Source organism: Acetobacterium wieringae (assembly GCF_026646375.1).
GTDB classification, from domain to species: domain Bacteria; phylum Bacillota; class Clostridia; order Eubacteriales; family Eubacteriaceae; genus Acetobacterium; species Acetobacterium wieringae_A.
On the sequence record NZ_JAIPPU010000006.1, the window covers coordinates 16,657 to 35,619 of the forward strand.

Sequence of the window (18,963 nt, forward strand, 5' to 3'; positions counted from 1 at the left end):
CTTTGATTACTTGGGCAGATGCTCTTTTATATTTAAAAAATACCCGCTTAATTAATTTTTCCGTCTCCATGACCGAAACTTAATTTATTCACGCCACATCCATGGTATAATAACACAAAACACTATTTAAGGATTATCGATGAAAACAATTGTTATTACTGAAAATGAAAGCAACCAACGACTGGATCGCTTTCTTAAAAAACTGATGCCCCAAGCCTCTACAGGATTTCTCCAGAAGATGCTGCGAAAAAAGCGGATCAAACTAAATGGCCAAAAATCGGAGCCATCCACAGCAATTACCGCTGGCGATGTGGTTTCGATTTACTTCGCAGAAGAAACCATTGCCAATTTTAGGGTTGATACACCACCGAAAAAATTGGATAGAAACAGCCCACAACTCGATATTATTTTTGAAAACAATGATCTGCTGGTGCTTAATAAACCCGTTGAATTACTCACGCAGCCAGATAAATCCGAAGAACCATCCCTGATTGACTATGCCGTTAACTATCTGATAAAAAAAGGCGATTATGACCCCAAAACCAATTTAACCTTCACCCCCGCCTGTGCCAATCGATTGGATAAAAACACAACCGGAATCATCCTGGTTCCCAAGAATTACAAAACCCTTCAAGCGGTTAATTGTGCGATCCGGGAGGATCGCACCAAAAAGATCTACTTCGCCATCGTTACCGGAAAACCCAAGACTGCCGATGAAATTACTGGCTATTTAAAAAAAGATGGTGATAAAAACTCTGTTACCTTCTCGCCACAGCAAACCGCCCCAACCGATAAAAAGGCCGTCCTGAACTATGAAACTCTGGCTGGTCACGGTGACTATGCCTTGTTAAAAATCATTTTAAAAACTGGCCGTTCCCACCAGATTCGGGTTCAACTTTCAGCCATGGGTTTGCCGATTGTCGGTGATCCCAAATATGGGAGTCGCCTGGTTAACAGCCGTTTATATGAAGAATTCGGCCTGAAAAGCCAATTGCTCCACAGCGCCCGGTACACCCTGCCTGACATGAATAAAACCTTTACCGCCCCGCTTCCACCGGTTTTTGAAAAAGCCTTAAAGCGCTTTGGCTTTAAAGATCCGTTTCTATCGGAGCAATAAACATGGGTTACTGGAACAGCCGGGGGCTGCGGGGCAGTCAGCTTGAGGAAAACTTAAATATCACCAATAAAATCTATCTGGAACAGGGGTTGGCGGTCGTTCAGAAAATTCCCACTTCCATCAAACCAGTAGAGTTGGATCCTGCTAAAGGTACCATTAAACTGGCCTATTTTGAAGAGAAAAGTACCGTCGACTATCTGGGCAACATTCAGGGAATTCCGGTCTGCTTTGATGCCAAGGAAACCAGCCAGAAACGCTTGCCGATTGCCAATATCCATCAGCATCAGATAGAATTTATGGAAGCCTTTGAAAAACAGGAGGGGCTGTCCTTCCTGATTGTTCATTTTAAATTCTGCGATGAAACCTTCCTGCTGCCCTTCGATATTCTAAAAACCTATTGGGATCGTGCCCAGCATAGTGGTCGCAAATCCATCCCCTACGGGGACTTCGACCAGAATCTGCGAATTTATCCTTACCATAATATCCTCCTTCATTATCTGGAGGCCATTAACCATTATCTTACCAGAAAGGAAAAATAATAATGAAAAAAATTGCCAGCTTCACCATTAACCACCTGGATTTACTACGAGGAGTCTATATCTCCCGAAAAGATTATTGCGGCGATCACTGCATCACCACCTTTGATATCCGGATGAAAGAACCCAACCGCGAACCAGTAATTAACAACGGCGAACTCCATGCCATGGAGCACTTGGGCGCAACTTTTCTGCGCAACGACCCGGTACTCAGTGATGAAATTGTCTATTTTGGCCCAATGGGCTGCCGCACCGGCTTCTACCTGCTAATGAAAGGGGAACGAACCCCAGCCGATATCATGCCCTTGATTATCAAGCTATTTACCTTTATGGCCGATTATCAGGATGAAATTCCCGGTGCCTCACCCCGAGACTGTGGCAATTATCTGGATATGAACCTCCCCATGGCCCGCTATGAAGCCCAGAAGTTTCTTACTGAAATTCTTGAAAAAATCCAACCAGAAAATATGATTTATCCTGAATAGAATCCATAAAAAAAAGCCCGGTGGGCTTTTTTTATTTGCGAGCTTTTGAATCAGTTGCCTTTTCTAATTTTTTATTGTCATTTTTGCTTTTACCAAGCATTTTTTCAAACAATTTCTCCGACCCAGATTTTCGTTCACTCATTTGCTTTTCATGGAGTCGCGTGTATTTATTGATTCTGCTGACCCATGTTTTGGCATCGGCAATCATCCTGCTGTCGTCAGGGTTTGGGATAACGGCAGTCCATTCCTGAAACAGCTTGCCATTTCGGGTTAAGGCTTCATAATTAATCGCTAAGACCTTGTACATTTTTTCACCATTGTCATAATTTTTCAGCTTCGCCTGCGCTTTCGTCCATTTATGAAACCGCCCCATAATGTAGGCACTGTCTTCCTGGATAATCGTAACATACGGTTTTACCAGCGCCCTATATTTAAAACTCTGCGGTAAGATGATAGTGAACAGTACTGACATAGTGGCAAAAAAAATGAAAAAAACAAACCCCAGCCACTTCGATCCTTCTGAGAGCATAATCACCAGTAAAACCGAAATAACCAATTCGATTCCCAATAAAATCCAGATCTTCTTCTTCTCGGAATTTTTCTGAATCTGGTTTAACTCGCCAATAAATCCCTCATATTGAGCTTCATCGTATTCCCAGACCAGCGCTTCGTCTTTATTTGCCAGAAACGTTTCAAACTGGCGATACCGGCGGTAGAAAAAGATAGCATAACCCAGCGAAAAAACAATAATAACCACACCCACATAGGTAAAGTAAAACTAATAGCTTACCACCGCTTTTATTACAAACGGAACAAAAATAATAGCGATCCCTAAAACAGCGACGATTAAAGCAATCATAATATTCTGTTTTTCGGGATTTTTAATTTCCAACATACCTTTTCACGACCTTTTCAATTTTTAGTTTATTTTTATTGGATAACACATATATCAATATCCTAAATGTGTTTGAATTTTTCTCTGACTTCAACGATTTGGCCACAGGTCATACTGCCTTCTGGGCAAGGGCCTTCGACACAACGGGGGCCACCGTTTTTAAAGAGTAAAGGGGCCACTTTTTTACATTCTTTAAGCATTTGGGTAGCCAGTTCCCGGATTTCCCATTGGGCCCGATTGCAACAACGCTGATTAAAGAAATGCAGCAGTTCCCGGGTATTCATAGTGGTCACAATTTTCGTTTCGCAGGCATTGGGCAAAACAAATCGAGCATCTTCGATACCCCGCTTTTCAGCCGCCATCGCAGCCTGTTTTTCTGAAAGTCCTGCTGCCATCAACTCTTTTGTGTATTTTTCAATAAGTCTTTGGGCCAGTGCATCATAGGTCTTTTGAGCGTTTTCCATTCCTTCCACAAAGATCTTTTCGCCATCCGGCAGAGCTTTAATTTCCGGAGGAATCACATAACTAAACTGACCTTCGGCTACATAGCGTTGTGATTTCTGACTGAAACTGGCCATCCGATGGCGTACCAGCTGATGGGTTAAGGCCCGACTGACTCCTTCAATGGCAAAGGTAAAGCTGGCATGTTCAATGGGTGATGCGTGACCCATGTCCATCAAACGGGTTAAGAAGCGCTCCACATTGTCATCGGTCAAGTCATCCATGATCTCACCGGCACCGGCTTTGGAATAACACAGCTTGGCCGCTGCCGCAACTAATTTCTCAGGATCCGGGGTGTGTTGAATCAAAGTTACACTTAATCTTGTCTCCATAAGATTCTCCTTTCATTTAAAAACACTTCTGATTATTCTCAACATGTTCGGGAACGATAATATCTCATTATAACATTTTTCCAGTGAAAGTACAGTTCATAAACGGCATCTTAAAAATTTACAAGTTAATCACCAATTCTTTCCCTATGGTGACAACTATTTCTATTCAGATTTAGCTGCTTCTTGGATATAATTGTCAAAATGAATTGTTCAACCAGAAGATGGAGGTACCCCTATGTTTGGCAATCTTGATACCGTCCCTGAATTATTAAAAAACTATCAGTACAAAACTGGTGAAAAACATAAATTTCTGGGTGATTACTATCGCCTGATGATTGAAGAATCCCCCACCACTGGTGTCGTGATCAACAACTATAACATGGTTCTTAATGTCCAGGATGTTTCATCCCTTTCTCATAAAGAATTTGTTCTGGATATGTGGTACCGGGAACAGGCCCGGGAAGTCTTTGTTGAAGCCATGGCTGCTGCCATCATCAAAGCGGCGCCCTATCAAATCCGTTTTCCCGACCTTAAAATCTATCGTCTCGACAACCGCTGGGGTGCCTGTTCACCTAAAAGTCAGCGGGTGATCCTTAATCTGGAGCTGATTAAAACCCCCAAGGAATGTATTGAATACATTGCTTTGCACGAAATGCTGCACTTCCGTTTTCCCAATCATAACCTTTCCTTCTACGGGGCCCTGGGCACACTGATGTCAGACTGGAAAGAACGGGAAGACATGCTCAACCGCAAATATCGCTTAACCTAAATCAAAACAAGATCTGTCGCACTGAGACAGATCTTGTTTTTTTACCTTTGAATTTTTTATTGTTCTGTTGCCAGCATCATTTTGTGTTTAGCATTCATCCGTTTGGCAACCAATACCAGAATAATCGCTGCAATATTAATGCCCAAGGTAATAATAAAGGCCAGGTCATAACTGCCACCACTTTTTTCGACAGCATAGGCCGCAATTTGCGGTCCAATAAAGGCCCCGATTGAAAGGCCGGTCATGACCACCCCATAATTCATACTCAAATTTTTAATCCCGAAATTATCAGCCGTAATTGACGGGAATAATCCGAACACCCCGCCATAACTGGCCGCAATCAAACAAATCCCTACCATAAAAAGCGGTAAATCTTTGGTAAAATACAAGGCCACTAAGCCAGCACCACTTAAAGCAAACATACACATCAAGGTATTGTAGCGTCCAATCTTGTCGGAAACAGTTCCCCAAACAACCCGTCCGGTGGCATTAGCCAGTCCGATAAATCCAACTGCAAAAGCCGCTTGTTCGGGCGATAACCCCACCATCACCTGGCCAATTGGTGAAGCCTGACTGATAATCATTAATCCGGAGATACAGCCCAGCACCATCAATCCCCAAATCACATAAAAATCAACCGTTTTTAACATATCCCGGGTGGTGACATCTCCACTACTTTGATTTGCTACCACAGTGGTCGCTTTGTTATCAGTATCCGATACCGGCGGAGCGGCAATAAAGATCCCCAGCACCAGAATCACCCCGGCAAAGATTAATCCTAAGGTCTGGAAAGCCCCCATTACGCCTTGAGCAGCTATAAACTGTACCGCCACCGGGGCAAAAATCAGTGAACCGGCTCCAAAACCACCCGCCGTCAGGCCACCCGCCAAGCCCTTGTATTCAGGAAACCATTTAACAGTATTGGAAACGGTAATTGAGTAGATCAGTCCAATTCCCGACCCGGCAATTAAACCATAGGTAATATAGATCTGATAAACGGTGGTGATCATTCCGCTTAAGTAAAGGCCCAAGCCAAACAACAGCCCACCTAATAAAACAACCACCCGAACCCCGAAACGTTTTACCAACGGCCCGGCAAAAATCATCGCAATCGGCAAAACAAATAAGTTGATGGTAAAAGCCATTGATGCCTGGGAGGGTGTCCAGCCAAAATCTACCTGCAACGGTTTTGAGAAAACGCTCCAGGCGTAGGCAAAGCCGATACACAAGTTAATCACAATACTTACAGCCAGAATCAACCATTTTCTATTGTTATTCATATTCTTTCCTCTTTGATCTTTCTAAGTAATTTCGATATGTTCCCATTCGATGATGTTTAAAATTGTCCCTTCGGTGAGCTGCTCAATCTCAGCAACCGTTATCCCTGGTGCCAGTTCTTCCAGATACAAACCGTCTTTCGCCACCCGAAACACCGCCTTATCGGTAATGATCATATCCACGACCCCAGCGGCGGTTAGAGGCAGGGTGCATTTTTTTCTGATTTTCGGGTTTCCGTGCTTGTCGGTATGGGTCATCGCCACAACTACGCGCTTGCAACCATACAGTAAATCCATGGCACCTCCCATCCCCGTCAACAGCTTCCCGGGAATTTTCCAGCTGGCGATACTGCCCGTTTCATCAACCTCCAGAGCCCCAACCACCGTCATATCAATATGTCCACCCCGAATCATCGCAAACGAAGTGGCCACATCAAACACCGCACCACCAGGCAGCATGGTAATCGGCTCGGCTCCAGCATTGGCAATATCCGGATTGCTTTCACCCCGCTTTGGTTTTGGCCCGAACATCAGGCCGCCATTTTCGGTCTGGAGAAACACCCGGGTTCCTTCTGGAATATAATTGGCCGATTCGGTCGGTATGCCGATTCCCAAATTGACATACATTCCATCTTTAAATTCCTTAGCGATTCTTCTGGCTATATAATTTCTAGGCATTTTGGCACCTCCTATAATTTATTTGTAGCGATCCACATTTCTTCATAAATCGTCTTTCGTTCTTCATAACGATGTCCCTGAACAATATAATCCACAAAGATTCCTGGCGTCCCAACTTGTTCACAGGCAATCTCGCCAATCTCGACAATCTCATCCACCTCGGCAATGACAATGTCGGCAGCCGTTGCCATAATCGGATTCGTATTACTCATTCCCTGATATTGCAAATTTCCCAAGGGGTCAGCCCGATAGGCTTTAATGACCGCCACATCAGCCCGAATCGGCTTAAATAACAGATATGGTTTTCCATCGACGGTAATTTTTTGTGCCATCGCTTCGACCTCTGTTCCCATCCCCACTGGTGTGACAACGGCACCCAATCCGGCACCACCAGCCCGAACCCGTTCCACAAAGGTACCCATGGGACTTAACTCCAGTTCGACTTCCTCTCCTACAATCTGTTTGATTAAATTCGGATCAGTTCCCACATGGGATGTGACATATTTGATAATCTGATGATTCAGGACTAACTTGCCGACATCCACACCACCACCTCGATACCCGGCGCCAATACTGATAACGGTAAGATTTTTAACGCCAGCTGCTGCTATTTCATCGATCATTTTTAGCGGAACAGCAGCTCCTAAGAATCCTCCGATCATAACAGAAGATTGATCAACAATTTTTTTTACGGCTTCTGCTGTCGTAATTTGTACTGCCATTACAATGACCTCCTTTTGCATGTAATAATTTCCCAATCATTTTAAGATGGTTCCTCAATTTAACACGAAACCGGTCAATTGAAACGAGAATTTTTTGACTGATAAATGGAATTTTTCATACTATTTCTCTAGGGTTAAATCCAATGTATCTGAAGCGTGTCTTTGAGATATTAATGTTACTCTTATATTCATGTTTGAAGTATCTTTAATCTATCTCAAGAACTCACTTAAAATCAAACATGAACAGAATAATATCTGATTATTCATATTTATTAAGAATTTTAAAGTATTAGTTCTTTAATTTAAATTTAAAGGTATTATAATCATTTTTTTAACATATTTTTACTCATTTATATATTATTTAGTCAGAAATAAAAAAATAGCTGGATAAAATAGCAATACTATCTTATCCAGCCATCTTTTAGGAAACTCTTAATTTGAACTTATTAAAGCTAACGTTAATCACCTCAATCAATTCGTTACCAATCATACATGCATTTTCTTTTTTAACATTCTTCTGGTTTTTTCGGGAATCCGATGATAAATCGTCTGGAGCAGCCCAATGATACAAAGGCCCGAGACCGCTACAATCAATGACCAGGTTAATTGGACTCCCCCCTGAACATTTAAGCTGATGATTCCATCAATACCAATTGCCAGAACAATCACAAAAAGAATCAGATTGGTGGGAATAAAAATAAACTGACTTTTGTGCCTGGTGTGTTTGAGAATAAAACGAAACAGGCTGATGTCCAGATAAACCAGGGTGGCAATCGGAAATGCATAACTTAAAAACCAGTTAGTCTGGCTTCCGCCAATCATGTAAACAGATAGACAGATAATCACCACAGTAATATAAGCTCCCAGAAAGTTATAGTTCGGTTTGAGATAACCCATGGCAAAAAAAACCATCGCAAAGATGCTAAGATCTGCCAACGCGATGTATTTAAGCAAAACATGATTCCAGGGGTAAACCAGATAGATGACACCAATAATCACCATAATACTGGCTGCAATAATCGTAATCGAAAAGAACGCCTGATTCTTTTTTCCCAGATGATCCTCATCATAGGTGTTGATTGCCTGGGGATATTTACTGTCCTGAGAATAATTCCCGCCATTGACATCCGGAATGGGAAAGTCGCAGAGCGGACAGTTTTTTACATCGTTTTCAACCTCAACACCACATTTTGGACAATACGCCATGTTTCTCACCTCTTATTCGTTTCTATTTTTACCGGAATTCCCAGCTGTCTGATTTTTCTGAAAAAAATCTTTTCAATCACCGTTTCTCCGGTGGTTTTGCCAAAACACAGCGCCAGCTGGTTGTCATAACTGACTGTTACCATTTTCAAGCGGCTTTCAGCGCTGGGAGATGGGAACACTTCAAAACTCTTCACATAAGGGCGAAGCTCTTCCGGAACCGTGACCACCCCCAAATTGGATAAGCCACTGGTATAACCCCGTTCGCCGTAGCGTTTATAGACAACGGGCATCAACAGTTTTTTTACCCACAGAGGAATGATTCTCAAAAATATCAGTTGTTCATTACGTACATTTCTTGAAATATAGCGGTTAATATGCTTCCGATTCATATATAGACCCATATACCCTTTGATCTGCTCAATAATTTCCGCACGGGTATAATAGCCCAATGCCAGATCAATCTCTGGATTGAGACTGATAAAGAAATTTCTCAGTGTAATCGAAGGAAACATCTTTCGCAAGTCTACCGGTACATTGATGGCAATCCGCTGGCGACGCTTTTTTTTCTCGCTGATCGGCAGCTCCATAATGTACTCCTGGATACTTTCAAAGTAAAGAGCCAAAATAAACTGGGTTAGGGTACAGCCATGACGCTTAGCCAGGGTCAATAAAGGTGCCACCGGCACAAAGCCCGTCAACAACAGATATTCCCCCTTATCCAGTAGTTCAAAGGGAAAATGAAAGACCTTTTTACTGCCCGGCGGCGGCGGTACGTTTTCTTCATAATAGACCTTAAAGGAGTCTTCAAACTCTCCCGGATCCACGTCTGAGTGAATATCCATGGCTTTACCCAGATCTTTTGGAACAATCTCCTTTAACAGTTTAAAATATTCGATAATCAGCGTTTGCAAAAAAGCCAGTCCACCGCTGCCATCACAGATACTGTGATTAAATTCGACATGAAGGTATTTTTTATAATAGAGCACCCGAAAGGGAAAGGTCTTGCCCTGCCGTTGTCGCATCGTTTTACAGGGATAATAGGTTTCTTCCTCGACCCTTGGTATCGCCTCGGTGTGTTCATAGTAATACCAGAAAAAACCACGTTTTAACGTCACCTGAAAATAAGGAAACCGGTGAATAATCTGTTCCAGGGCTTTTTGCAACGTCACTGGTTGGATTTCTTCTGATAATTCCACCGTCATCCGGTATACTGTGGTGATCCGCGATGAGGCAATGGCCGTATAGAGCACCCCGGCGTTGTCCAGCGAGTAAAAACTCTTCTTGTGATTCTTTTCTTCCATGGTCAACCTCCGCCTCGCAGAAAGTTCTTTCGAAAGCTACGCAAAAAGTCGTCAAACTGATCCTTTTCCACCACCAGGGTAACATCCACTGCCACCAGTGAACAGACCCCGATACTTTCCTGTCGCTCCGGCGACAAGGTTACCTGCCAGCCCGCACCGGTATAGCAATCCTCATGAATTGTTTCGGCCTTTTTTCTCAGATAACGGTCAAATTCCCATTTATGAATTCCCCGCATATACAACGTTTTTTTAATAAATTGATCACTACTTAGCACGTTGGCTGTTATTATATCTGATTCGGTCATCGTCCTACTCATTTCTATACATATTGCAATTTTGATTCTTTCGCAGAGTTATTTTAACATATCCGGCTTAAGTAAACGATGTAATTCTTAATGATCACCGCTTTCTGTTGTCAACTTTGGCAAATATATTTCATCTTCAAAGGACCGACAAGTAAAAATATTGCCAATCGATTACATCAACCGGGAAACTTTGTTAAAAAAATGGTTAAATTTTTTCTCTTTACATTTTTTGTTGATTTTACTAACTTTATTTTGATTTTTTTATCCGCAAATTACAAGCCAATCGATCCTTAGTACGTTTAAGAATACGTTATATTACCCTTGTAACCAACCCCGTCCCGTGTTAAAATACATCCAATTAAATATAACAGAGTAGACAAGATGCGTAAAGTGTTAGAGGATGGGAAGTTGCCTTTAAACGAAATGAACTCATTGCGATATCTTGTTGCTTCCGCTGGACCCCTTAACAACCAATTAAGGGTTGCGGAAGCATTGCTTAAAACATTTTGTTTTATTTAAGTAATGCTTTTTTTATTTGGTTTTAGTAAAAACCATTCCGGATCAAATGGAAGTTGATTCGGCGATAGGAGAAAAATGATTGATCAAAAGAAAATCCAAGAAGCTGTCACAATGATTCTAGAAGCCATCGGCGAAGATCCCACCCGAGAAGGCCTGGTTGAAACCCCTGCTCGGGTTGCCCGGATGTATGCTGAAATTTTTTCAGGTCTGGGCCATACTGCCGAAGTACACCTGGCCAAAACCTTTGCTGTAAAATCAGATGATATTGTCATTGAACGGGACATTCCCTTTTATTCGATGTGCGAGCATCACCTGTTACCCTTTTACGGTAAAGTTCACATTGCCTATATTCCCAATGGTCGGGTTGCCGGGCTGTCTAAACTGGTTCGTACAGTCGATGTTTATGCCAAAAAACCACAGCTTCAGGAAGTATTAACCACTGAAATTGGTGAAGCCGTTATGGAATACCTGCAAGCCCGCGGCGTTATGGTAATTGTTGAAGCCGAACATCTCTGCATGAATATGCGCGGCGTTAAACGTCCCGGCACCCGTACTGTTACCGCTATGCAAGCCGGTATCTTTCAACATAACAAGGAGCTCAAAGACGAAGTACATAAACTTTTAAGCATCAAATAGGACGTGGTTAATGGATCAGTTAAAAAACACCAACACCCTTTTTCACAATACTGATTATCAGAATTATCTAAAAAAAATAACAGCGTGTGAGGTCAGTCGGTCATTTTGTCGTCATGACATCGACCATTTTTTATCAGTCGCCCGCATTGCCAGTATCAAGACCATGGAAGCCGGATTAAACTTCTCCCGGGACCTGATTTATACCACTGCATTGCTCCACGACATCGGTCGTTTTGTTCAATATCAGGACAAAACACCCCATGAAATTGCCTCTCATCAATTGGCAATACCCTTGCTGAAAATCCTTGATTACACTGACGATCAGAAAAATCTGATCCTGGATGCAATCCTTAATCATCGTAATCCAAAAGCCAAGGGATTTAGTCAAATAGTTTATCAAAGCGACAAATTATCCCGGGCATGTTTTTGCTGCCCGGTTGAAAAAGAATGTGATTGGTCAAGTGAAAAAAAGAACCTGACCATCGTATATTAAAGGAGTATTCATGCGAATTGGCAATAAAAATTTTGACTTAACCAATCAGATCCTCATTATGGGGATCTTAAACGTTACCCCCGATTCATTTTCTGACGGCGGCAAGTTTAATAATCTGGATGCCAGCCTGAGGCAGGTGGAAAAAATGATCACCGATGGTGCTGATATTATTGATCTTGGCGGCGAATCGACCCGTCCCGGTCATACTCAAATCAGTGATGCCGAAGAAATTGGACGCGTCGTTCCAATGATTGAAGCAATCAGCCAACGTTTCGACATTCCCATTTCCATCGATACCTACAAGGGGTCTGTTGGGACAGCGGCCTTACAGGCTGGTGCCGACATGGTCAATGACATCTGGGGCTTCAAGTATGATCCGACCCTTGCCGACGTGACCGCCAAATACCAGGTGCCCTGTGTATTGATGCATAACCGTACTAGTCAGAATTATCAAAACCTGATGGCTGATATTAACAGCGATCTTCAGGAATCCATTGATATCGCCTTGAACGCCGGTATTTCTAAGGACGCCATTATCCTTGACCCCGGCATCGGCTTTGCCAAGGATTATGCCCAGAATATGGAAACAATGCATCATTTAGAAGACCTGCAACGTCTGGGCTACCCGGTTCTTTTGGGTACTTCCCGCAAAGGCTTTATCGGACTGACCCTGGATCTGCCGGTAACCGAACGGGTGGAGGGCACTGTGGCCACCACGGTTATCGGGATTATGAAAGGCGCCTCGATTATTCGGGTTCATGATGTCCTGGAAAATAAACGGGCGGCGCAAATGACTTTTGGCATTCTGAAAGGAGCACCATGGACAAACTCTATATAAAAGACTTTGAGGTCTTTGCCTATCACGGGGTTTTCCCCGAAGAAAAAACCCTGGGCCAGAAGTTTCTGATTTCTGTAATATTATCTCTGGACATGCAGGAAGCAGCCCTCACCGGCGATTTGACAAAATCAGTTCATTATGGCGAACTCTGTCATGCCCTGGAGATCGAATTTAAAAAAGAAAGCTACGACCTGATCGAAACCGCTGGCGAAATGCTTGCGACTTATGTTTTAAAACACTACCCGATGGTTAAACATGTCAGCATTACCATAAAAAAACCCTGGGCCCCGATACTTAAATCAATGGATACCGTCGCCATCGAAATAAACCGCGGCTGGCACCAGGCATTTATCGGACTTGGCACCAATATGGGTGACCGCAACCAGAATCTGGCCGAAGCCATTACTGCCATAAAAAGCACCTCAGGCATTGAAGTTCTGACCCAATCCACAATTATTGAAACCGAGCCCTGGGGTTACACCGATCAGGATGCCTTTCTCAACTGCGTTTTAAAAATCAGAACCACCCTGCCGCCCCCTGTCCTGATGAGCCGGCTACTTGAGATCGAGTTGGAACTTAAACGGGAACGAACGATTCACTGGGGCCCCCGAACTATTGATCTGGATATTTTATTTTACGATAATCTGATCAGTGATGATCCCCATGTGATTCTACCCCATCCCCGGATTCAGGAACGAACTTTTGTAATGGAATCAATGGCTGAAATTGCACCGTATTTCGTCCATCCTCTGCTCAATTTACGAATGATTGAACTACTGAACAATTTAAAAAATGCCTAAAAAAGAGGCCGTCTAAGGATAACTTAGGGCCTCTTTATGCGTTTTATCGATTAAATTGGTTTAGCCAAAATAAATTGCGTAGGCTGTCCGACTCGGAGTGGTCAATCCCATCTCAGTAACCGTAACGCCAATTTCTGCTTCAACATTGTCGAATAAATTGAATATTTTCTTACCCGATTCCAGACGAAATCCATCTTCACCCGGATAGATGCAATCTGTTATCGTGATGCCATAGCGATTCTTCACATCACGTATCAGCGCTTCTCTGGCAAATTCGCAGGCGAAATTGCAGAGCTCCATGATAATGTACTGATCCAGAACATTCTCTCGAGAAAGGCAATAGTTCTCAATTTCCCGACCGGCTGTGACGATATTCGGAAAAACATAGGTAGACTTGGCAATTTTTTCTACCCCAACTTCACTGATAAATTCAACACCATCCAGAGTGAAGTGAGTAGCATCAATGATTTTCGCTTCGGATACCCGATAGAGCACCTTTGGCTTCGGAATATTTCTTGCTGACTCAAGAATTCGCTCAATGGGCAAGGCCCGTCTTGATCCTTTTTTCATCCGGATATGTTCATAAAACTCGCTTTCATTCAAGAAAAATCCCAGGTTGGTCATTGCAATGCTGCTCATTTTCACACGCTCATTCTTCCTAATATGCTCGGGCGAAGTAGGCCATTTTTTGTGCCGGCTTGCCACAACATACACATTTGCCTGCGTACAACACTTCCTGTTCTTCTTCAAAAGGAATACAACGGATCGATGCACCCGTTTCTTCTTTTATCTGATCTTCACAGCTCCGCTCACCACACCACATCGCTTTTACAAATCCTGGATTTTCTGATAAATTCTTTTTGAACTCGTCGATGTTTTCCGCTGTGGAGGTTTTTTCTTCCCGCATTTTCAGGGCTTTATTAAATAGATTGGCCTGAATTTCGACCAACAAGTCATCCACAGCCTGGCTGATATTGTCAAGACTGACCTGAATTTTTTCACCGGTATCCCGTCGGGCCAGTACGCATTGACCATTTTCAATATCCCGAGGACCGATTTCCAGGCGGATTGGCACCCCTTTCATTTCCCACTGGTTAAATTTCCAGCCAGGGGAATAGCCGTCCAGATCATCAACCTTAACTCTAAAATCTTTTCCCAATGTTTTACTGATTTCCCAGGCTTTATCCAATACCCCTTCTTTATGTTGGGCTACTGGAATGACGACCACCTGAATCGGAGCAATTTTCGGCGGCAAAACCAGACCATTATCATCACCATGAACCATGATAATCCCACCGATCAACCGGGTCGATACCCCCCAGGAAGTATGATAAGGAAAGGACTGTTCATTATTGCGATCCAGGTACGTAATCTCAAAGGCTTTGGTAAAATGCTGCCCGAGATTATGAGAAGTGCCTGATTGCAGTGCCTGGCCATCGTGCATTAGTGCCTCCATGGTATAGGTGGCATCGGCGCCAGCAAATTTTTCTTTATCACTTTTTCGACCAACGACCATCGGCATGGCCAGGTGGCTTTCAGCAATTTCCCGGTAGATTCCCAGCATTTGCATGGTTTCTTCCTGAGCTTCTTCTGGGGTTTCATGGAGGGTATGGCCCTCCTGCCATAAAAACTCAGAGGTTCTCAGGAATGGTCGGGTGGTTTTTTCCCACCGTACAACTGAACACCACTGATTATACAAATAAGGCAGTTGACGATAGGAATTGAGCCACTTGGAGTACATACTGCAAATAATCGTTTCTGATGTAGGCCGCACTGCCAGTTTTTCTGCCAGTTCTTTACCGCCACCATGGGTAACCCAGGCGACCTCTGGCGCAAACCCTTCGACATGCTCCGCTTCTTTTGTTAAAAGGCTTTCTGGAATCAAAAGCGGAAAATACATGTTCTCATGACCGGTTTCTTTGAAGCGTTTATCGTAAGCACCCTGGATCAGCTCCCAAATCGCATAACCGTAGGGCCGAATCACCATAAATCCTTTTACCGGAGAATAGTCCACCAATTCGGTTTTGGATATAACATCGGTATACCATTGGGGGAAGTCTACCGCCATGGGGGTGATTTCCTTCACTTGATTTGTCTGTTTTTTTCCCATTGTTCTTCTTTCTCAGACTTCGTCTGTTAAACAAAAAAATCACCTGCGCAAGCAAGTGATTTTTAGTGGTTATCGAGTAATTATTTTACTTCGACGCTTCCGCCAACTTCTTCAATTTTAGCTTTAATATCATCAGCTTCTTCTTTAGTAGCGCCTTCTTTTAATGGTTTTGGAGCTTCATCAACTAATGCTTTCGCTTCTTTTAAGCCTAAGCCTGTTAATTCACGAACAACTTTGATAACTTTGATTTTTTGATCGCCAGCAGAAGCCAGGATTACATCGAAATCAGTTTTTTCTTCTACTTCTTCAGCAGCACCACCAGCAGCTGGAGCAGCCATCATAGCCATTGGAGCAGCAGCGCTAACGCCGAATTCTTCTTCTAATGCTTTAACCAGCTCAGATAATTCTAATACGGTTAAACCTTTTACGTCTTCAATTAATTGTGTTACTTTTTCACTTGCCATTTTATAAAACCTCCAAATATTCTTTCTTTAATTTAGTTTTTTTCGAATTATGCTTGTTTTTGTTCTGCGATCGCATTTAATGCGACAACCAATCCACGCATGTTTCCGTTAAGTACGTTAACAAAACCTGAAATTGGTGCGTTCAAGCCGCCAAGAACCTTGGCAACCAATACTTCCCGTGGTGGTAATTCAGCTAGATCCTGGACGCCTTTGACATCTAAAACTTTACCATCTACCATACCTGCTTTAATTTCTAAAGCCTTATGTTTTTTTGCAAACTCGCTGAGTAATTTAGCTGGTGCAACTGGATCTGTATCACAGAAAGCAATTGCAGTAGGTCCAACCAAAACGTCAAGTAAACCTTCAAAACCGGTTTCTTTTGCAGCGAACCGCATCATTGAATTTTTATATACCTTATAGTCGATACCTGCTGCTCTCGCCAGGGAACGTAACTCAGTTACTTCTTCAACATTCAACCCACGATAATCTACGAGAACCGCTGTTTGAGCGTTACGAAGTTTTTGCGCAATTTCCTGGACAATCACTTGTTTTTCTTCAATTTTTGGCATGTATTATCTGCACCTCCTTTATAAAATCGTATCAAAAAAGCTCACTCCACAGCGTGAAGAGAGCTTTATTATTCATAAGCGTTTATCTCTTCAACCTCGGTAGGATTTACAAACCTACTGTCTATGGATGAATGCGTCTTTTACAACGACGTTATTGTATCATTTGTCATTTTCTATGTCAAGTCGTTTCAAAGTTTATTATTTATAAAGCAATAAACTTCTAGATTTTTCCTGTATTGACTTTAACTCCAGGACTCATGGTGCTTGCCAGGGTTACACTGCGGAAGTATTGACCTTTGGCAGCAGCTGGTTTTGCTTTTTTAACAGTTTCCAATAATACCATCATGTTTTCTTTTAAGGCTTCTTCGGTAAATGATGCTTTTCCGATGATTACGTGAATAATATTGGTCTTATCCAAACGATACTCAACCTTACCGGCTTTGGTATCCGCTACAGCTTTGGCAATATCCATGGTTACAGTTCCTGATTTAGGATTTGGCATTAACCCTTTAGGTCCTAATACTCGACCTAAACGACCAACCTTACCCATCATATCTGGAGTAGCAATCATTACATCAAAATCAAACCAGTTTTCTTTTTGAATTTTATCGATCATATCGTCTTCACCAAAGAAATCGGCGCCTGCTTCTTCAGCTTCTTTGAGTTTATCACCTTTGGCGATAACCAGAACTTTAACTGATTTACCAGTACCATGTGGCAGAACGATTGCTCCACGAACCTGTTGATCTGCATGACGTGAGTCAACACCCAATTTAACATGCAATTCAATGGTTTCATCAAACTTTGCTGTAGCCAGTTTTTTGACTTGTGCAATTGCTGCATCAATTTCAAAAAGTTCTTGCTTGTCAAAGCTTTTTACCAAATCCTGATATTTTTTTCCTTTTTTCATCTTTGCCTCCTTGTGGTAATAGCGGTTTCCCTCCCACTTAAGGTGTTTCTACCTTCTAAAATTATTCTTCGATTGTGATACCCATGCTACGGGCAGTTCCAGCGATCATTCTCATCGCTGCTTCAACAGATGCTGCATTTAAATCTGGCATCTTTAATGTTGCAATTTCTCTTAACTGTTCAGTTGTAACCTTAGCTACCTTCGTTTTGTTTGGTACCCCAGATCCAGACTCAATACCAGCAACTTTCTTTAATAGAACCGCAGCTGGTGGTGTTTTTGTAATAAATGAGTAAGATCGATCCTGATAAACAGTGATTACAACAGGAATAATCATTCCCGCTTCATTTGCAGTTTTTGCATTGAATTCTTTACAGAATCCCATAATGTTAACCCCATGTTGACCTAATGCAGGACCAACTGGTGGTGCTGGTGTTGCTTTACCGGCAGGAATTTGTAATTTAATCATACCAATTACTTTTTTTGCCATGATAACACCTCCTTCATTTTATTATAGTTTTTTTTCTCCTAAAGGAGCAAGCATGAAGAATAGTTTTTTCCTTAAGTGTTTAATTTTTCTATTTGTTCAAATCCCAGTTCAGCGAGGGTATCTCGACCAAACATGGAAACATTGACCTTGACCTTTGATTTCTCGGCATGCACTTCTTCAATAACACCAGTGAACCCTTCTAATGGTCCTTCAATGACCTTGACTTCTTCACCAACATGCATACTGATTTCCACACGTTGCTGACGAATGCCCATACTCTTAAGTTCAGACTTTGAGAGCGGAACAGGTTTTGAAGCAGGACCAACAAACCCGGTCACACCACGGGTATTTCGGACAACATACCATGAATCATCTGTCATGAACATTTTAATCATGACATAACCTGGAAATAGCTTTTTTTCCTTAACGACTTTTTTGCCGTTTTTACTTTCCACTATTTCTTGTACGGGAACCTGAACCTCAAGGATCACGTCCTCCATATTTCTGTTTTCTACGGTGGCTTCAATGCTAGCCTTTACCTTATTCTCATAACCGGAATAGGTATGTGCTACAAACCATTGGGCCTGTTCCTGTTGATTAGTATCCATGGTTCTCCCTTACCTAAATGTTCATAAATAACGCGGCAAGTGCACCTAATCCTGAATCAACAACCCAAACGAGAAAAGTGAATATCCCAACAATCCCGGCAACAACACCAGATTTCTTTATCAATTCATCTTTAGTTAACCAAGTAACTTTTCGCAGTTCATGATGTACGCCTTTTAAAAAGCCAACCATCTTCTGAAAAATATTCGGTTCTTTGCTTTTATCGCTTGACTTCTTTGCTGTTTTTTTCTCATTTTTTGCCGTTGACTGAGGCGCTTTCTTTTCCTCTTTTACGAGGTTTGCAGCCTTATCATCGGTTTTTTGTGCCTGTTGTGGGGTGTTATCTTTTCCTTGTTTACTACTGGCATTTTTACTTTTTTTGTTAGTTGCCATGATATTCCTCTTTA

Annotated in this window: 24 protein-coding genes, 1 riboswitch and 1 other annotated feature; of the genes, 8 read left to right on the top strand and 16 right to left on the bottom strand. The window is 42.4% G+C overall.

The genetic code is table 11. The features are described from left to right. The first annotated feature begins 139 nt into the window (after nt 1-139). From Q7P33_RS06970 to Q7P33_RS06980, 3 genes are read left to right on the top strand one after another with little or no spacing between them, the layout of a single operon-like run. A complete protein-coding gene (locus Q7P33_RS06970; RefSeq protein ID WP_303868759.1) occupies nt 140-1,117 on the top strand; it encodes an RluA family pseudouridine synthase in 978 nt (325 codons plus the stop codon). Nucleotides 1,118-1,119: 2 nt separating this feature from the next. Continuing rightward, nucleotides 1,120-1,656, top strand: a complete 537-nt coding sequence (locus tag Q7P33_RS06975) for a Holliday junction resolvase RecU (protein WP_303868760.1) — start codon at nt 1,120-1,122, stop codon at nt 1,654-1,656. Between the two features lie 2 nt (nt 1,657-1,658). Continuing rightward, nucleotides 1,659-2,138 carry an S-ribosylhomocysteine lyase gene (locus Q7P33_RS06980; RefSeq protein ID WP_303868762.1) on the top strand — a complete coding sequence of 160 codons (480 nt, stop codon included), beginning with the start codon at nt 1,659-1,661 and terminating at the stop codon, nt 2,136-2,138. A gap of 31 nt (nt 2,139-2,169) precedes the next feature. Here Q7P33_RS06980 and Q7P33_RS06985 read toward each other — a convergent pair whose 3' ends face one another. Together Q7P33_RS06985 and thyX are read right to left on the bottom strand one after the other, a co-directional pair. Continuing rightward, nucleotides 2,170-2,901 (bottom strand): hypothetical protein, encoded by a 732-nt coding sequence (locus Q7P33_RS06985; RefSeq protein WP_303868763.1) that lies wholly within the window; start codon nt 2,899-2,901, stop codon nt 2,170-2,172. A gap of 194 nt (nt 2,902-3,095) precedes the next feature. Beyond that, nucleotides 3,096-3,866 (bottom strand): FAD-dependent thymidylate synthase, encoded by a 771-nt coding sequence (thyX, locus tag Q7P33_RS06990; protein WP_303868765.1) that lies wholly within the window; start codon nt 3,864-3,866, stop codon nt 3,096-3,098. 235 nt (nt 3,867-4,101) lie between these two features. Here thyX and Q7P33_RS06995 point away from each other — a divergent pair, with 235 nt between their 5' ends. Beyond that, complete coding sequence (locus Q7P33_RS06995; RefSeq protein WP_303868766.1) at nt 4,102-4,635, top strand: M48 family metallopeptidase; 534 nt, start codon at nt 4,102-4,104, stop codon at nt 4,633-4,635. A 56-nt stretch (nt 4,636-4,691) separates the two neighbouring features. On the opposite strand, the gene Q7P33_RS07000 is transcribed toward Q7P33_RS06995, so the two are convergent. The 6 genes from Q7P33_RS07000 to Q7P33_RS07025 all read right to left on the bottom strand — a co-directional run bounded on the left by Q7P33_RS07000 (nt 4,692) and on the right by Q7P33_RS07025 (nt 10,124). After that, nucleotides 4,692-5,915 (bottom strand): OFA family MFS transporter, encoded by a 1,224-nt coding sequence (locus tag Q7P33_RS07000; protein WP_303868767.1) that lies wholly within the window; start codon nt 5,913-5,915, stop codon nt 4,692-4,694. A gap of 21 nt (nt 5,916-5,936) precedes the next feature. Further along, nucleotides 5,937-6,590: a 3-oxoacid CoA-transferase subunit B gene (locus Q7P33_RS07005; RefSeq protein ID WP_303868769.1), complete on the bottom strand. Its 654-nt coding sequence runs from the start codon at nt 6,588-6,590 to the stop codon at nt 5,937-5,939. Nucleotides 6,591-6,601: 11 nt separating this feature from the next. After that, nucleotides 6,602-7,312: a CoA transferase subunit A gene (locus Q7P33_RS07010; protein WP_303868771.1), complete on the bottom strand. Its 711-nt coding sequence runs from the start codon at nt 7,310-7,312 to the stop codon at nt 6,602-6,604. Nucleotides 7,313-7,798: 486 nt separating this feature from the next. Continuing rightward, nucleotides 7,799-8,518, bottom strand: a complete 720-nt coding sequence (locus Q7P33_RS07015) for a hypothetical protein (protein ID WP_303868772.1) — start codon at nt 8,516-8,518, stop codon at nt 7,799-7,801. Between the two features lie 5 nt (nt 8,519-8,523). After that, nucleotides 8,524-9,819, bottom strand: a complete 1,296-nt coding sequence (locus Q7P33_RS07020; RefSeq protein WP_303868774.1) for a hypothetical protein — start codon at nt 9,817-9,819, stop codon at nt 8,524-8,526. A 2-nt stretch (nt 9,820-9,821) separates the two neighbouring features. After that, nucleotides 9,822-10,124: a hypothetical protein gene (locus tag Q7P33_RS07025; protein ID WP_303868776.1), complete on the bottom strand. Its 303-nt coding sequence runs from the start codon at nt 10,122-10,124 to the stop codon at nt 9,822-9,824. A 366-nt stretch (nt 10,125-10,490) separates the two neighbouring features. Then, a riboswitch (THF riboswitch) is annotated at nt 10,491-10,583 on the top strand. A 138-nt stretch (nt 10,584-10,721) separates the two neighbouring features. Here Q7P33_RS07025 and folE point away from each other — a divergent pair. Genes folE through folK form a run of 4 tightly spaced genes read left to right on the top strand, consistent with a single transcriptional unit; the run spans nt 10,722 to nt 13,410 of the window. Next, nucleotides 10,722-11,279 (top strand): GTP cyclohydrolase I FolE, encoded by a 558-nt coding sequence (folE, locus tag Q7P33_RS07030; protein WP_303869020.1) that lies wholly within the window; start codon nt 10,722-10,724, stop codon nt 11,277-11,279. 10 nt (nt 11,280-11,289) lie between these two features. Then, nucleotides 11,290-11,772, top strand: a complete 483-nt coding sequence (locus tag Q7P33_RS07035) for an HD domain-containing protein (RefSeq protein ID WP_303868778.1) — start codon at nt 11,290-11,292, stop codon at nt 11,770-11,772. 10 nt (nt 11,773-11,782) lie between these two features. Next, complete coding sequence (gene folP / locus Q7P33_RS07040; protein ID WP_303868780.1) at nt 11,783-12,610, top strand: dihydropteroate synthase; 828 nt, start codon at nt 11,783-11,785, stop codon at nt 12,608-12,610. Continuing rightward, complete coding sequence (gene folK / locus Q7P33_RS07045) at nt 12,592-13,410, top strand: 2-amino-4-hydroxy-6-hydroxymethyldihydropteridine diphosphokinase (protein ID WP_303868781.1); 819 nt, start codon at nt 12,592-12,594, stop codon at nt 13,408-13,410. Before folP ends, folK begins: the two co-directional genes overlap by 19 nt. A 60-nt stretch (nt 13,411-13,470) precedes the next feature. On the opposite strand, the gene Q7P33_RS07050 is transcribed toward folK, so the two are convergent. The 8 genes from Q7P33_RS07050 to secE form a co-directional block, all read right to left on the bottom strand. Next, complete coding sequence (locus Q7P33_RS07050; RefSeq protein ID WP_303868783.1) at nt 13,471-14,049, bottom strand: hypothetical protein; 579 nt, start codon at nt 14,047-14,049, stop codon at nt 13,471-13,473. Nucleotides 14,050-14,068: 19 nt separating this feature from the next. Beyond that, complete coding sequence (gene proS / locus Q7P33_RS07055) at nt 14,069-15,520, bottom strand: proline--tRNA ligase (protein ID WP_303868785.1); 1,452 nt, start codon at nt 15,518-15,520, stop codon at nt 14,069-14,071. Nucleotides 15,521-15,600: 80 nt separating this feature from the next. After that, on the bottom strand, nt 15,601-15,984 hold the full coding sequence (gene rplL, locus Q7P33_RS07060; RefSeq protein ID WP_228882626.1) for a 50S ribosomal protein L7/L12: 384 nt from the start codon (nt 15,982-15,984) through the stop codon (nt 15,601-15,603). A 47-nt stretch (nt 15,985-16,031) separates the two neighbouring features. Then, nucleotides 16,032-16,553 (bottom strand): 50S ribosomal protein L10, encoded by a 522-nt coding sequence (rplJ, locus tag Q7P33_RS07065; protein ID WP_070372474.1) that lies wholly within the window; start codon nt 16,551-16,553, stop codon nt 16,032-16,034. A gap of 24 nt (nt 16,554-16,577) precedes the next feature. Next, nucleotides 16,578-16,698 (bottom strand) — a sequence feature (ribosomal protein L10 leader region). Nucleotides 16,699-16,773: 75 nt separating this feature from the next. Beyond that, nucleotides 16,774-17,463 carry a 50S ribosomal protein L1 gene (rplA, locus tag Q7P33_RS07070; RefSeq protein ID WP_070372473.1) on the bottom strand — a complete coding sequence of 230 codons (690 nt, stop codon included), beginning with the start codon at nt 17,461-17,463 and terminating at the stop codon, nt 16,774-16,776. A 61-nt stretch (nt 17,464-17,524) separates the two neighbouring features. Continuing rightward, nucleotides 17,525-17,950 carry a 50S ribosomal protein L11 gene (gene rplK / locus Q7P33_RS07075; protein ID WP_070372472.1) on the bottom strand — a complete coding sequence of 142 codons (426 nt, stop codon included), beginning with the start codon at nt 17,948-17,950 and terminating at the stop codon, nt 17,525-17,527. A gap of 71 nt (nt 17,951-18,021) precedes the next feature. Next, nucleotides 18,022-18,558 (bottom strand): transcription termination/antitermination protein NusG, encoded by a 537-nt coding sequence (gene nusG, locus Q7P33_RS07080; RefSeq protein ID WP_303868789.1) that lies wholly within the window; start codon nt 18,556-18,558, stop codon nt 18,022-18,024. A 13-nt stretch (nt 18,559-18,571) separates the two neighbouring features. Next, complete coding sequence (secE, locus tag Q7P33_RS07085; RefSeq protein ID WP_084633762.1) at nt 18,572-18,949, bottom strand: preprotein translocase subunit SecE; 378 nt, start codon at nt 18,947-18,949, stop codon at nt 18,572-18,574. Between the last annotated feature and the right edge of the window lie 14 nt (nt 18,950-18,963).